A 16,089-nucleotide genomic window follows, 5' to 3' on the forward strand; every position below is an offset into this window, starting at 1 on the left:
AACATTGCCCGAATACTTCTGTTTCATAAGCTATTCCAGTGTCTATATCAGACTGCATTCCTTTATTTATAGCTGCTTTACAAAGCTTTACAGCTATTGGAGCCTGTGCTGCTATAGTGTTTGCCAAAGCTTTTACTTCAACTATTAACTGTTCTGGTTCAACAACTCTATTAACTAAACCTATTCTTAAGGCTTCACTCGCATCTATTATTTTTCCTGTATATATAAGCTCCTTTGCCATGCCTTCACCAACAAGTCTAGGAAGTCTTTGAGTTCCTCCAAAACCTGGAGTTATTCCAAGTCCAGCTTCTGGCTGTCCAAATTTAGCTTTTGATGAAGCAATTCTAATATCACAAGCCATTGAGAGCTCACAGCCTCCACCTAGTGCAAAACCATTAACAGCTGCAATAACTGGTTTTCCCATGTTTTCTAATTTTCTAAAGACCTTATTACCAAGTATTCCAAAATCTCTTCCTTCAATAGTATTTAGGTCTTTCATTTCAGATATATCTGCTCCTGCTACAAAAGCTTTTCCTTCTCCTGTAAGTATTACTGCTAAAGCTTCCTTGTCTTCATATAAAGCATCAATAACAGTATCTAGTTCCTTCAACGTTTCTGAATTTAATGCATTTAATGCCTTTGGTCTATTAATTGTAACTATTGCAATTTTGTCTTCTTTTACAAAAGTTAAATTCTTAAATTCCATCACATATCCCCCCATAACATAAATTTTTAAAGTTGTTATTATATTAACAACTTAATATAATCATCCGCATTATATTAACTATTTATATATAATTTCTAACGCAAACAAATATAAAGCTATATAGAGTATATTATTTTAATATGATTTTCAATATTACTATTAAGCAATTTATATGCCAAACCCTCAACAATTTCTTTCCATGTATTATTATAAAAATTACTTAAGGTTGGTATTGCTACTTTCTTGTTAAAATTTTTTCAATAACTCTCTTAAGTTCCTTATTAAGATTTTAATAATAAAATAGCATTTACTGATACAAATTTGCATCAATTTTCATTAAGATTTGAAACCTGTTGATTTTCCGGCTTTTAAATTAATACAAAAATACATCATCTTGATAAATTATTGTATCAACTTTTCTTTTGTATACGTTTTAAACTTGTGATTTTTTAATCAAAAGTATGTTAAATCCATCAATACAATACATTAAGCCGTGCTAAAATTAAAGTATTTATATTAACTTTTTCCAAAATACCGAAACATATATTAATTGATTCTCTCAGATACTATGAAGTAAAATACAAAAATATCATTATAGATAATTTAGAACTTTATAAAGATATGCCTTTCAACAGTAAATTTTTTAAAGGAGCCATGAATTTTACTGGCTCCAATAATACTTTCAAAAACACAACGTTTTCATAAATAATTAAACGTTATCATATTCCTTATTATGCATTTTAATTGAATCTATAGATGCTGGAGAATTGAAATCAGGGATTTTCTTAGTAGATGAAACTGCTATAAATCCTATAAGTGCAGGTATCGCAAAAGTTGCAAAAGTTAAAGTCGGAGAAACATGTGCTGAAATTAGCATTCCTACAAAAATTGGAGCAAAAAAACTCCCTGCACGAGCTACACTAGATCCCCATCCCACTGCAGTTCCACGTATAGAAATTGGATAACTTGTTGATGCAAATACATAGGTTAGAGATTGTTGATATCCAATAAATATTCCTGCAATTACAAAAGTGCTCATAAACATAGTTGTACTCATTTTAACAGTCATGGCAATAAATACTATAGCAGTAATTATATAAGATAATCCTAAAACCTTCTTAAAACCAAATCTATTTAAAAATCTTCCTGCAACTGGAATGCTAATACAAGATGCACCTATATAAGTGGCTGTAAATACTAATCCAAACTTTAAGGAATATCCCATCATAGTCATTAATTTGGGAAGCCAGGTTAACATCCCAAAATTAATATATAAGTTGCAGAAGAACATTATCCAAATTAAAATAGTATTCCTGGCAAGTCCATTTTGAAATAAACTAGACAAAGTTGCTTTTGAATTATTTAAACTACTTAATTTATATTCATCGTTTTTATCTAGTGTAAATTCTGGATTAGCTTTTTCTAATATGTCACGTATCTTATCTTTTTCTGCCTTTCTGTGGTAAAATATCATAGACTCAGGCATATACTTCTTTACGAAAAAAATCATAAATACTGGAATCACAGCAATGAAATATAGTGTTCTCCATCCAGTTGTTTGAATTATTAATATACCAATGAATGTACATAAAAGTTGCCCAAATGGTATTCCTATATTAGCTAATGATAAAAGAAAATTTCTATTAAGTTTAGGAGAATATTCTGACAACAGACTATTAATAACTGGTGTTAATGCTGCCATTCCCATACCTGACAAAAATCTTAATGCAGCAAATATATAAGGATTACTAGTAAAACCACATAGTGCTGTAAAAAGTGCATAAAAACAAATTCCTGTAATTATAACAAATTTACGTCCTATTCTATCTGCTAACATTCCAAAAATTATAGCACCGATTACCATTCCTAGTAATGCTGAACTAGCAAGAAAACCTGTTTGTGTAGCATTTAGTCCTAAATCCTTCATCATTAAAGTTAAAGTAGTACCATATACAGTCATATCATAACCATCAAATATTAATGTTACAAAAGAAATCATAAAGACCATCAAAAAGAACTTGTTAAATTTGGATTCATCTATTATCTCATTAATGTCAACTTTACGCATAATTAACACTCCTCATTTATTAAATTTAATTAGTCAATCAAACACTTATAGTATTATGTCGTCTATAAAAGAAATTTCTATGTACTTATGTTTTTTAATTTTTTCATGTATAATTAATGATGTATAAAATATTTATATTAATAAATCTTACATGAAATCTCATCTTTTTGTTTTATTTAGTTTGTTTGGCCACTTACAGTAATAAAACATTTTTTGATGAGATTTCTTTATTCTAAAAAATAATTTTAGGTAAATAAAGGCAGGAGGATTACGGTCATTAAACCTGTAATTACAATAGCTAGTCCACTTACTGCCCCTTCTACTTCTCCTATTTCAAATGCTTTAGTTGTACCTATAGCATGAGCTGATGTTCCAAGTGCCAACCCTTTTGCTATTGGATTCTTAATTCTAAACCACTTATATATCCTTTGTGCTATTACAGCACCTGTTAGTCCAGTAACCATTATAGCTCCAATTGTAATTGCAACCACTCCACCAGTCTGTTTAGATAGAACCATTCCTATTGCTGTTGTAATGGATTTTGGTAAAAGTGAGTAGTAAATTGAGAGATTCAACGAAAAAAATTTTGACATCCCCAATATACATAAAAGGCTGGTCATGACCCCGCAAAATGTGCTAATAAAAATTGCTACAAAATTCTTCTTTAAGATATGAATCTGACGATATAATGGAACAGCATAACAAATTGTCGCCGGTGTTAATAGCTTGCTTATCAAATCTGTGCCTCTATCATATAACTCATAATCAATATTAAAAACCAAAAGTAATACAATAATCACAGTACTAGATATAATAATTGGATTCAAAATAGCAAACTTGAACCGTTCTTTTATTTTGACCCCAAAACCAAATGCTGCCAGAGTTAAAGCAAAACCGAAATAAGAAGATATTGTCAATAATTGCTGCATCATTTATCCTCCTATTCTTTTCTTTCAACATTCATTATATTTATTATAGTCTGAGATACTAAACCAGTTACAATCATCACTAAAATAGTGCTAACAATACAAATTACAAGAACCCATACAATATTTGATTTTATTAAATTCCATTTTGTCATCAGATTTACTGTAGCAGGCACAAACATAATTGGCATGACTTGTAGAAGAAAATCTGCAGCTAGTTCTACATGCTCCAATTTAACTATCTTAAAAAAAAGGCACAAAAACATTAAAATTATTCCATAAATACTTGCGGGTATTGTAAAAGGCAATACCCTTACAAGTATTTCAGCAAGAAATGTAATTATTACAATAATTGTAAATTGAAACAAATATTTCATAATATTACATTACATTTTGCGGATTATCTGCTAAATAGCAGACTACATTATCAAATACAATCTCCGCACGTTTAACTAAAGCCTCTTTAGTTGCAAATGCAATATGTGGTGTAACCAATGTATTTTTAGCCATAAGTAGTGGATGATCTTTTTTAATAGGCGGTTCTGTCTCAAATACATCGATGCACGCTCCCGCAATTCTTTCTTCATTCAATGCAACGGCTAATGCCTCACTATCCACTACTCCCCCTCTTGCAGTATTAATTAACACAGCATTTTTCTTCATTAATGCAATATTCTCTTTATTTATTAAATGTTTAGTTTCTGCATTCATTGGTGTATGTAGAGAAATGATGTCGCAAGTTGACATTATTCCATCAAGACTTACGTATTTAATTCCTACTACATCCTTTTTAGTTCTGCTATAAGCATACACATCACACCCAAATGCTTTTGCAATTATTGCTGTTCGCATACCAATAGCACCTGTGCCTACCACACCAAATTTTTTACCTTCCAATTCAAACCCTACCAGTCCGTCTTTTGTTCCTTCTTCTCTTGTTACCTTATCGCAAGGTATAACGTTTCTATAAAGGGTAATCAGCATTCCAAAAACCAAGTCAGCAACGGCAGCTGTTGAATATCCTGCACAATTACAAACCACTACACCGTTTTTCTTACAAGTCTCCATGGCAATATGATCTACACCAGTAAAAGCTACCGAAAGCATTTTTAAATTTTTACAGCCCTCAATTACCTCTGAATTTAATGGTAAATTAGAAACTGCAATAATATCTGCATCTTTTCCTCTCTCTATGAGCTCCTGTGTATCTGCCGTTCTTGTATTATAATAAACAATCTCAACAGAATCTTTTAAGGCATCTTTTGCCATGGAAAGAAGCTTTTCATCTTGAACACCTAAGGGCTCAATAATTACAAATTTCATAATTTAATTCCTCCTCTAGTATTTTTCTAAATCAATCTGATTAAATAATTCTTTTCCTTCTTCGTACAGTTTCAAATTTTCACAAAACTGATCAATAGCTCGATGGATATAGCGTTCAGATGTTGCTGAGTTATGTGGGGTGATAATCACATTTTCCATATCCCACAGAGGACTATCCGCAGGTAAAGGCTCAGTCTCAGTTGCATCTAAAGCAGCTCCTGCTATTTTTTTATTTTGTAAAGCTTCGATAAGTGCTGTTTCATCTATTACTGCACCTCTGGCAATATTTATGATGAATGCTGAATCTTTCATCACTTCAAAAGTTTTTGCATTAACAGTATGTCTAGTCTTTTCTGTTAATGGTGTCAGAACTACTACAATATCTGCCTTAGCAAGAGGAATGTTTTTTTCTTCTTCTGAATAGACACAATCAAAGTGCTTAAGTGGAATTATCTTTCGTTTTACTCCCAACACTGTCATTCCATGAGCTTTGCATAGCCTTGCTACCTCACTACCAATTGCTCCAGCACCTAAAATTGTTACCGTGAGTCCTTCTGTTTCTTTTGGCAATTTGGCAAATTTTTTTTCCCAAGTATGCTCCAATTGCTTTTTATACATAATTGGGAAATTCCTCAATAAGGAAATGATATAACCTATTGTTGTCATTGCCATAGTCTTGCCATGAATGCCCTTTGCATTTGTTAACTTAATCGGTAACTTTGAAATTTGTGATTTCATAATTGGATCTACACCTGCTGAAAAAGAATTAATCCATTTTAATTTTTGAGACTGCATACAGTATTTTTCTGGAACTTTACCAGATCCACCCCAAATAAATAATACCTCTGTATCAATCTTTGCGCTAAAGGCTTCTTCTTCATTACCACACCAATACACATTACCACTGGCAATATTGCTAATCTTATCGATATGTTCCTTTGTGACAACCATTGGTATTATATCACTGCTTTTGTACATTACTAATACGTCTGCCATAATTTTCCTCCAAAAATCCATACAATAACTTTCAATTTTACTTTTTCTGTTTATTTCTTTTTAGATTACAAAAATTTCTCTTGGTGTTGTCTGTACTCTTTCAACACCATTTGCCGTAACAAGGAATTGATCACATACATTACCAAATGCCTTATCTGTTACAATTTCTGGATGAATAGCAAAGAACATGTTTTCCTTCACCTTCATTGTCTCTCCTTTAAAAAAAGCTGGGCGTTCCACTAAATCATAGCCCTGCCCATGAGCAAACAATCTTGTTTCAGGTGGCAATCCATATGAAGCCAGTCTCTTATTATACTTCTCAAGCATTTCTGCACAATCTGCACCTGGCTTTACTAAATCTGCAGTAAAGTCTTGCATTTCCACCGAAATATCCCAAGCTCTTTGCAATTCTTTAGATGGTTTGTGGCCGATACAGAAAGTACGTACAATTTCTGCATAGTATCCACCCCCACCATTGGCCTCAATCATTACCAGCACATCATCTCCATCTTCTATCTTCCTGTTCTGGTAGAAGCTATGGAACTTTCCTGTCTTATTTCCACTTTTAGCAGATCCCATCATTACAAGGTTTTCCTCACTACCTTTATTGATTAACATTTTGTTAATCTCTGCTCGGATCTCATATTCATACATATTTGGTCTTATAATTGCTGGCATAGTCTGAATAATCTGGTCATGAATTAAAACTGTTCGTTTGATAGCTTCTATTTCGTCAAGACTCTTTACTGCCTTAATCTCATCAACCATATCAGTTGCATCCACAAATTCTACATAAGGCAATTGTTTGTTTAAATACCCTACCAACTTACTATTTAATAGTGAAGGAGCCACAAGACCTACTACTTTACAATGGTTATCCACTATATATTGTTCCATCAGTTTAGCATCGTATAAATCTGTGTAATTAAAAGTTCTAAAGTATGGTGCCCCCAACCGGGATTTAATTCCTCTATCACACCATTCAGGTGGTAATGGATTTGTTGGAGAAGCACTTGTAATAGTGGTCATCTCCCCCTTTGCAGGAAACAGCACACTCATTGGGTATGACTGTTCCGTTGGAATATCTGTAAAGTATCTAAAATATCCCCCCAGATACTGGTCTGCATTTTGAGCAATTAGCACATCAATACCATTTTTCTGCATTGCAGCTTGAACAATTGTCCAACGTCTTTGCATTTCTCTGTCGCTCATAGGAAAGCGAATTCTAGCTTTATAATCTTCGGAAGCATTTTCAATCCAACCCATGTTGTCTCTCTCCTTTACTTTTTGCTTGCATCTTTCGCAGCTACTTCAGCCGCTCTTGCAAGAATATTTTTGGCATTTATATAAACAGGTGTATCCACCATTTCTCCATCAACTGGAACAGAAGCTGACCCTTTTGCAATTCCTTCTTCTTCAAATGCCTTTGTCACTTTTTCTGCCCACGCCACTCTTTCTGGATCTGGCGAATAGATTTTATGCGCAATTTCAATCTGACTTGGATGAATAATCTGACGTCCTTCAAAACCAAGCTGTGCACCACTCTTTGTATTCATTTCAAATGCTGCCGAATCCTTATATGCAGGAAATGGAGCGTCTTCTGCTACAAGACCTGCTGCCCTAGCTGCAACACCAATTGCTGCTCTTGCATAAACTTGCTCATCAGCTTCCTTTGTGAGTGTTACGCGCATATCCCTTGTGTAATCCACTGCTCCAAAAATAACTGCTACTAAACGATCGCTGGCAAATACAGACTCCCCAACATTTAATACCCCAATAGCCGTTTCAATTAAAATAGCTAATTTAATTTTTCCTACAGGAAGTCCTCTTTTTATTTCCAAATCTGTTACCATGAAGTCCAATCTCTTTACATCATCAGGACCTGCACATTTGGGAAGGGTAATTCCATCAAGACCTTCTATTACAACTGCATTAATATCATCTACTGTTAATCCTGTATCCCAACCATTGATACGAACCCAAGCTTCTGCTCCATTAACGCTCATATCTTTAATATATTTTTGTACCATTTTACGAGCAGTTTCCTTCTCTAATGGTGGCACTGCATCCTCCATATCAAGGGTTATAACATCTGCGCCTAAGGTTGGTGCTTTTATGATAAACCTCTCTGAATTTGCTGGTAAATACAAATCTGATCTTCTTACTGCCATTTTTTATTCCTCCTATAATCTTTACATTTTTTAGTTACTTGCAGAACTCTACAAGTACTGATTTTACTAATTTATTAGGTTATAAACTTATATATTTACATCCACTATGAAATAATATTTAATTATTATCAAACCAATTGGTCTTAAATTGAAACTTTTAGAGTAAGTTAAAATATTTATTTTAATAACAACGCAAAATAATAAATCATAGTAGAAGAAATTTTAACATACATTATTTAGGTTGATAGACCACATCTATTACAGTACCATCTCTGTATTCCACTACCACTACAACTTTATCCGTTGTTTGCAGTGGTTTGGGAATTCCTGCAAATCTTTCTCCGATAGCCTTTAGCTCTTGAATATCAACAATTGGAAGCTCACTGTCTTTTAACTTTTCTATTAAATCTATACGCCTAGGATTTATGGCAATTCCATAATCCGTAACAAGTACATCAACTGTTTCTCCTGGAGTGGTAACAGTTGTTACCACATCCCTTAATACACACAATCTTCCTTTTAAGAGATTACTTACTACTATAGCTATTTTAGCTCCCGCTGCAGTATCATTGTTTCCACCTGAAGAACTTAGTATAGAACCATCAGAACCTGTCACAACATTTACATTAAAATCCACATCAATTTCAGTTGCACCAAGAATCATAATATCCAACTGATTCACAAGGCAACCTTTACAATTTGGATTCGCATATTGTGTAGCACTCATTGCCATATGCTTAGGATTTATTCCCGACGACTGAATTGCTACTTGATCGAAGCACTGAGTATCAAACAATCCATTAAATAAACCTTCATTTAACATCTTTACGAAATATCCAGTAATGCCTCCAGATCCGAAAGATCCTATTATATTTTTTGATTTCATAATTTTTCCGACTTCATCTGCCACAGCAATAGATGTTCCTCCAGCACCTGTCTGTAAAGACATTCCATCCTTTATATAACCTATTTCATCTAAAAGCCTTGCTGTAGTTGCTGCTATTTTTAAATTAATAGGATCTGTAGTTACCTTAGTTGGACCAAAGGATATCCCATTTGGATCTCCAATTTCCTCTATCTGCACCACATAATCAACCTTATCTTGACTAATTTCTACCGGGCTTGCGGGGAATGGAACTAGATTATCTGTGATTGCTACAACCTTATCTGCATATTGAGCATCTGCGTATGCGTAAGACAAAACACCGCATGCAGATTTTCCAAAGGAACCGTTCATATTGCCATAAGCATCGCAAGTTGGTGCTGCAATAAATGCTACATCAATATGAAGTTCTCCACTTTCGATTGCCCTTGGTCGCCCACCATGGCTCATAAATACTGCCGGGTTCTTAAGTTTTCCATTAGTAATAGCCTTAGCAAGTGGCCCTGGAGAAATCGTACTCAGTGTTATATTTGTCACAACTTGATTTTCAATCAAATCCACTAGAGGCTCATGACATTTAAACAATCCAGAAGCTGCAACATGAATATTTTTTAGTCCCTTTTTTGCAATTTCTTTCATAACTAAGTTTGTGACATAATCCCCATTTCTCAAATGATGGTGAAATGATACTGTCATTCCATCCTTCAATCCAACTTTATCTATCACTTCTTCAATAGAATTTATCAGTTTATCTTCTCCTGCTGCGCCTTTTTTTAAGGAGTTCGCTTTTATATTGGAAGTTACTCTAGTGTGATTACCACCAATATTGGTATATGCACCCGTAAAAGGTCTTACTTTTCCATACCCTAGAATTTCACTAGGTATCTCTTTACCTACTGCATTTTTCAATAACGAACAACCTCCTTTGAATTAATAAGCATATATTTTTCAGATTTACAATAAAAAAGCAATTTATTTTTTGCAAATTCTACTATTTGTTGACTTGCAGCCTCCCCTACCTCTAAATCCATCAAAACTTTTTCTTCATCCAGATAAAAGCCTTTGATATTTGAAGATAAGTCAGCAAGTTTTTCTGCATCATAAACTGTTTTTTCAGTATCTAGTGCATATATTAAGTCAACATCCCCTACTAACGATATAATTTTCTCTTCTAACTTCATTACCTTGTCCAAAGAAGGAGCAGGAACAATTAACATTGAAGGTAAATTATGCTTTAGGCATTCCAAATCCTCTAAACCGTTACATCCATCCAAAGAGTTAACAAATACAATCGTTTTTATTTTTTCATAATAAAAAAATTCAAATGCTTCTTTTAACAAAATTCTTGCTTCATCCTTTTTTTCTTTCTCTACCGTTTCATTCAAGTCAAAAATCATAATTTCTGCTCCATATAATTCAGCATTTATCAACTTTTTGGGACTATTTCCATTGATTAATCCTATCTTTTTCATCTGCTACCTCCTTTCCTTGGTTGCTCGCTTTGCTGCTGCTATTACCCTAGCCCGAATCACATAGTCCAATGCACTGTTATCCTTCACTTCAACAATTACATCTTCAAGTCCCATTTTATTTACGGTTTCTTCTATTACTGATTTCATTAAATCTCCAAATTGCTTCAATATTACTGGTTTTCCTGTAAGGACTATTTTTATACCTGTCTCACTGTTGGGAGTAAGTGTCACAAATGCATCTGATGGATTCTCAGAACCTGCTGTAGCTATATCACATATTTTCATCTTATTCCCCCTCTTTGCCCTTTTCATATTCTATTTACTGAAATAGAACCGTAAAGTTTTTATCTTATATTCTGGCTACGCCTGTGTCCTTAGCAGCTTGTGCCACAGAATCAGCTACTGCTTTGCCTACTCTTGGGTCAAATGCCGCAGGTATCACATATTCTGGATTCAGTTCACTATCTGACACAAGTCCTGCGATTGCTTTTGCAGCTGCAATCTTCATTTCCTCGTTAATTTCCTTTGCTCTTACATCAAAAGCTCCTCTAAATACTCCTGGAAATGCCAATACATTGTTAATCTGATTTGGAAAATCGCTTCTTCCTGTTGCTATAACTGCTGCTCCTCCTAATTTCGCATCTTCTGGGAAGATTTCTGGAACTGGATTAGCACATGCAAATATAATACTTTTATCTGCCATGGTCTTTACCATCTCTGTTGTCATTGCCCCAGGAGAAGATACTCCTATAAATACATCTGCACCTTTTATAACGTTTTCTAGTCTTCCAGATTTTTTATCCAAATTTGTTATTTTTGCAATTTCTTCTTTAACAGGATTCATACCAGCTTGTCTACCTTCGTAAACCGCACCAGTTCTATCACACAAGGTTATGTTTCTTACTCCGTAGTTTAAAAGAAGCTTAGTAATGGAGATAGCAGCAGCTCCTGCACCATTTATCACAATTTTGATATCTTCTTTCTGCTTTCTAACTACTTTTAAAGCATTCATCAATCCTGCCAGAGTGATAATGGCTGTTCCATGCTGATCATCATGAAAAATAGGAATGTCACATATTTCTTTTAGCTTTTCCTCTATTTCAAAACATCTTGGTGCGGAAATATCCTCTAGGTTTACACCTCCGAAGCTTCCTGAAATCAGATAAATTGTTTTTACAATCTCATCCACATTTTTTGATTTTATACACAATGGAAATGCATCTACACTCCCAAATTCTTTAAATAATACACACTTTCCTTCCATAACTGGCATACCTGCCTCTGGTCCAATGTCTCCTAATCCCAAGACTGCTGAGCCGTCAGTTACAACTAGGCACATATTCCAACGTCTTGTTAATTCATAAGACTTATTCACATCCTTTTGAATTTCCAAACAAGGTTGTGCAACGCCAGGTGTATAGGCTAAAGATAAGTCATTTTTGTCTTTCACAGGTACAGTAGAAATCACCTCAATTTTTCCCTTTTTTTCATAGTGCATTTGTAAACTTTGTTCTGCAATTGACATTTTTTAGTTCTCCTTTCGCTATTTTACCTATTTTTACTGTTTTTTTTGAGTTGATTATTTTCTTTTTCTTATGTTTAAAGTTTAACAGAATGCTTTTTGTTTTTCTGTATACTGGGTTACAACTTTTAAATGCTTTTTATATCTACTCGCACGCAAAAATGGCGCCCCAAGATTAATAACTTTTAGGGCACCATCGAAAATTAATACATTTTCAATTTTTATGCTTTTTTCTTATATTTTTTATTTATGATACGTGTCACCTGCACTCTTGTGCAGCCAATCAAATCCGCCAGTTGTTGATGTGTCAGTTGATTATTGTAGTAACGGCTAACTCTTTCTTCACAATCTTCCATTGCAATTGATCCCAATTGAATCGCTGCTGTCTGTGTTTTTTCCACTAATAATTTTAGATATCGACGCATCAATCCCATACTTTGAATTCTGTCATAGAAAGTATCTATGCTACACTTATATAGTAAACAAGACTTTACGGCATTACATGTCAAAATCGTCTTCTTTTCTTCAAATGCAGATACATCTGCAATTATACTAGGCGCATAATGGTAACACATAACCTGCTTCATACCTTCATTATTACTTAAATAGACCTCTGCCAAACCGTCAGCTAACCAGTAAACATGCTTAAGAATATCTCCCTGCTCATAAATTAATGTATTTTTTTTAGTTCTAATTTCCCTTGCTCCTTCAAATAAGAAGTCCATTTCTTCTCGAGAAAATGCATTTTTCATATAAATTGAATTTTCACTATTGTTATTATCTATAAGCATCCTTTCACCATCTCCTAACAGCTATTGTAGTTTCTTATGGCCTTTGTACTATATTACAATTATGCATTATTTAGTTTTACCCCTAATGCCTTTGCCTTTCTAAAAACTGTTGGTTGAGTAACACCGAGAACCTTTGCTGCTTTATAAGTACTTCCATGTTTTTTTAATGCCTTTTCTATCATTTCTCTTTCCAGCAAATCTACAGCTTCCTTCAATGTTAGATTATCAGATCCAATTTTTACTTCATCTTTGTTACTCCCAATTACATTCTCTACACTGTTATAAGTTATAAAACTTTCATCATCAATAACTAGTAATCTTTCAATAACATTTTGTAATTCTCTTACGTTTCCCGGCCAATCGTAATTCTGTAAAGTTCGAATAGCTATATTATCAAAGCTTTTGTTTTTTCCATACTTGTTATTAAACTTTTCTAAGAACATATGTGCTAGAATAGGTATATCATTTTGCCTTTCTCTAAGTGACGGTATTTTTATTGGTACAACATTCAAACGGTAAAACAAATCTTCTCTAAACTTGCCTTTTTCTATTAATTCCTTTAGATTTTGATTTGTAGCTGCAATAACTCTTACATCTATTTTAATACTTTTTGTCCCACCCAGTCTCATTATTTCTTTTTCTTGTAAAACTCGAAGGAGTTTTGATTGCAAATTTAATGGCATTTCACCAATCTCATCTAAAAGTATAGTTCCTCCATTTGCAATTTCAAACATTCCCAGCTTTTCTTTATTTTGAGCACCTGTAAATGCTCCTTTTTCATACCCAAATAATTCTGACTCTATTAAAGTATCTGGTATAGCCGCACAGTTTACTTTTATATATGGCATATCTTTTCTATTACTCTTATCATGTATTTCTTTTGAAACAACTTCTTTACCGCTTCCAGTTTCACCTGTTATTAAAATTGTTGCATCAGTTTTTGCAATATGACTTATCAATTCTTTTATTTCCCTCATTTTATCGTCTTCACCAACTAAATTGTCTTTTTTCCAATATTTATTTCTAAAATACTCCAACTCATTTAAATATTTTTCATTCTTTCTTTCAATTTTTTCCAGGTCTTGTTTTAGTTTTATTAACTCTGTTAAATCCCTCATAACAGTTAATACCTGAACAACTTCGCCTTTTTCGTTAAAAAAAGGATTTCCTGTTATTAATACTTTTTTATTATTTCTATTTATAGTAGATAATGAGCTGATTTTCTTTTTTTGTTGTAAAACTTTAAAAGATACAGCCTCACTAAAATATTCTTTATCCAATAATTCTTGTATATTTTTTCCAACTATTTCTTCTTCTTTTATTTCTGTTATCTCAGTATAGCCTTTATTTACTGCTAAGACAATACCATCTTTATCAACCGAACAGATTCCATCAGATACAGCATCTCCTATAGTAAATGCACTAAGTTCTCTTTCTTTGTACTTACTAAGAGCATCTAAATTTTCTACTTGTTCTTCAATTATACCTTTATAAAAATTTAAAATTTCAAAAGTTATGTTATCAACTTCTATGAAGCTTAAGTCTTTTAATTTATCTAATTTTTGTTTTAATTTATCATCAATTTCAAATAAATGTTTATTCATTCTACTACTCCTAACCTTCAGTTTATAGTATACCATTAATACTATTATAACTTTAGTTTAGCAAAACAAAAAGTTTTACTGTCGAAAATTTCTATTTTAAAAATCAATCTTTATATATAAAGTTAATATTAAATTAAATTTTCATGTTAAAGAGCACTTCTTTTTGATAGATACTTTTATGCAAACCATCAAAAGAAGTGCTTTATTTTCAATTAATCTGTTATTAGGAATATAGTAAATTTCTTCAATGTCATTATTATAGACACCTACGTCCGAAAGTTGATTTATGCTCCGGGAGATGTTTCCAAGCTTCAGCACGATAAAAACTTTTAGTCAATCTAAAGCTCAACATTTTGAAAATCTAAGAATCATTTATAAACTCGTACCTCAGACATATAAATAATTCTAAGATTTTCTAAAATGTTTCGCTAAGATTGACTAAAAAGTTTTTATATGTGGCTTTCAGCTTTGGAAACATCTCCCTGCGTATAAATCAACTTTCTAGCCCAGTTATCTATATAGATCGTAAACTCTAGAACTAAAACTATACAATTTACCACATTTATTATAAACAATAGTATCTTAATATACATCAGACATAAGAATGGTAAATTGCTATTAGAAAATATTATTTAGAAAAATTACATACTCTATTAAGTCCTAAAATTTCTCTTGCATCAGCTGGAGTTGCTACTTCATTTCCTGCTACTCTTATGATATCAGCTGCACGTTTTACTAATTGTGCATTTGATTCTGCAAGAACTCCTGCACTCCACATTACGTTATCTTCCATACCAACTCTTAAATGTCCGCCCATAGCAACTGTAGCTAACATTATTGGAACGTGTTGTTTACCAATTCCAAGAGCTCCCCATGTACTTCCTTCTGGTATCAATCCTTTTAAGTATACTAAGTTTTCAACTGTAGCAGTTGACCCACCAGCTGCTCCTAAAACTAATTGGTAATGACAAGGTGTTTTTAATACACCTTTCTTTACATAATAAGTAGAATTATATATCATACCTGCGTCAAATATTTCAATTTCAGGTTTTACATCAAGCTCTTGCATTGTCATTCCTAATTCTTCTAAGAATTTTGGATGATTTATAAACAAGCTATTATGCATCCAGTTCATTGAACCACAATCATAAGAAGCTATTTCTGGTCTTATAGTTCTTAAATGTGCTTGTCTTGTTTCATCTGTTGCATTTAAATCTCCAGAAGTTGTGCAGTTTATAATAATATCACATTTTTTCTTTATTAAATCCACTGTTTCTTCAAACTTAGCTCTGTCCATTGTTCCATTACCTTCATCATCTCTCATATGAAGATGGCAGATTGCTGCACCTAATTTATAACATTCATATACATCATTTGCAATTTCTTGCGGAGTCATTGGAACATTTGGATTATCCTTTTTCTTTGGCCATGCACCGGTTGGTGCTACTGTAATAATTGTTTTTTTTGCTGACATTTTAATACCCCATTTCTTATTTTTATATTATCTTTCAACTATGATAGCAGTACCCATACCGCCGCCTATGCATAAAGTTGCTAATCCGCGTTTAGCATCTCTTTTTTCCATTTCATATAATAATGTAGTAAGTATTCTTGCTCCTGAGCATCC

General features: G+C 33.0%; 15 protein-coding genes and 1 pseudogene. All 16 read right to left on the reverse strand.

Annotation, left to right across the window (positions count from 1 at the left end; genetic code table 11):
• Window positions 1–706 (reverse strand): short-chain-enoyl-CoA hydratase (locus I6U48_RS27560; RefSeq protein ID WP_218323719.1); only part of this gene is annotated, 706 nt, incomplete at its 3' end.
• Window positions 707–1,415: 709 nt separating this feature from the next.
• Complete coding sequence (locus I6U48_RS27565) at window positions 1,416–2,774, reverse strand: MFS transporter (RefSeq protein WP_218323720.1); 1,359 nt, start codon at window positions 2,772–2,774, stop codon at window positions 1,416–1,418.
• A 245-nt stretch (window positions 2,775–3,019) separates the two neighbouring features.
• On the reverse strand, window positions 3,020–3,703 hold the full coding sequence (locus I6U48_RS27570) for an LrgB family protein (RefSeq protein ID WP_218323721.1): 684 nt from the start codon (window positions 3,701–3,703) through the stop codon (window positions 3,020–3,022).
• 11 nt (window positions 3,704–3,714) lie between these two features.
• On the reverse strand, window positions 3,715–4,077 hold the full coding sequence (locus I6U48_RS27575; protein WP_218323722.1) for a CidA/LrgA family protein: 363 nt from the start codon (window positions 4,075–4,077) through the stop codon (window positions 3,715–3,717).
• Window positions 4,078–4,081: 4 nt separating this feature from the next.
• The gene (locus I6U48_RS27580; RefSeq protein ID WP_218323723.1) at window positions 4,082–5,023 is read right to left on the reverse strand and encodes a 2-hydroxyacid dehydrogenase; all 942 of its coding nucleotides are present in this window, start codon (window positions 5,021–5,023) and stop codon (window positions 4,082–4,084) included.
• A 15-nt stretch (window positions 5,024–5,038) separates the two neighbouring features.
• Complete coding sequence (locus tag I6U48_RS27585; protein ID WP_218323724.1) at window positions 5,039–6,019, reverse strand: D-2-hydroxyacid dehydrogenase; 981 nt, start codon at window positions 6,017–6,019, stop codon at window positions 5,039–5,041.
• 60 nt (window positions 6,020–6,079) lie between these two features.
• Window positions 6,080–7,285 carry a M24 family metallopeptidase gene (locus tag I6U48_RS27590; protein ID WP_218323725.1) on the reverse strand — a complete coding sequence of 402 codons (1,206 nt, stop codon included), beginning with the start codon at window positions 7,283–7,285 and terminating at the stop codon, window positions 6,080–6,082.
• A 14-nt stretch (window positions 7,286–7,299) separates the two neighbouring features.
• Entirely contained in the window at window positions 7,300–8,190 is an 891-nt protein-coding gene (locus tag I6U48_RS27595) for an HpcH/HpaI aldolase/citrate lyase family protein (RefSeq protein WP_218323726.1), read from the reverse strand.
• Between the two features lie 232 nt (window positions 8,191–8,422).
• A complete protein-coding gene (gene citF, locus I6U48_RS27600) occupies window positions 8,423–9,982 on the reverse strand; it encodes a citrate lyase subunit alpha (RefSeq protein WP_218323727.1) in 1,560 nt (519 codons plus the stop codon).
• Entirely contained in the window at window positions 9,979–10,545 is a 567-nt protein-coding gene (locus tag I6U48_RS27605; protein ID WP_218323728.1) for an aldolase/citrate lyase family protein, read from the reverse strand. The genes citF and I6U48_RS27605 overlap by 4 nt, the downstream gene beginning before the upstream one ends.
• Window positions 10,546–10,548: 3 nt before the next feature.
• Window positions 10,549–10,830 (reverse strand): citrate lyase acyl carrier protein, encoded by a 282-nt coding sequence (gene citD / locus I6U48_RS27610; RefSeq protein ID WP_218323729.1) that lies wholly within the window; start codon window positions 10,828–10,830, stop codon window positions 10,549–10,551.
• A 64-nt stretch (window positions 10,831–10,894) separates the two neighbouring features.
• Window positions 10,895–12,070, reverse strand: coding sequence for an NAD(P)-dependent malic enzyme (locus tag I6U48_RS27615; RefSeq protein WP_218323730.1), 1,176 nt, complete (start codon window positions 12,068–12,070; stop codon window positions 10,895–10,897).
• Between the two features lie 218 nt (window positions 12,071–12,288).
• Entirely contained in the window at window positions 12,289–12,858 is a 570-nt protein-coding gene (locus I6U48_RS27620; protein ID WP_218323731.1) for a Crp/Fnr family transcriptional regulator, read from the reverse strand.
• 59 nt (window positions 12,859–12,917) lie between these two features.
• The gene (locus I6U48_RS27625) at window positions 12,918–14,462 is read right to left on the reverse strand and encodes a sigma-54 interaction domain-containing protein (protein ID WP_218323732.1); all 1,545 of its coding nucleotides are present in this window, start codon (window positions 14,460–14,462) and stop codon (window positions 12,918–12,920) included.
• A gap of 628 nt (window positions 14,463–15,090) precedes the next feature.
• Window positions 15,091–15,936, reverse strand: coding sequence for a beta-keto acid cleavage family enzyme (locus tag I6U48_RS27630; protein ID WP_218323733.1), 846 nt, complete (start codon window positions 15,934–15,936; stop codon window positions 15,091–15,093).
• A 27-nt stretch (window positions 15,937–15,963) separates the two neighbouring features.
• Window positions 15,964–16,089: pseudogene (locus tag I6U48_RS27635) on the reverse strand (acetyl-CoA C-acyltransferase); the annotation flags it as partial.

The sequence above is a fragment of the Clostridium thailandense genome (genome assembly GCF_019207025.1).
GTDB classification, from domain to species: Bacteria; Bacillota; Clostridia; order Clostridiales; family Clostridiaceae; genus Clostridium_AM; species Clostridium_AM thailandense.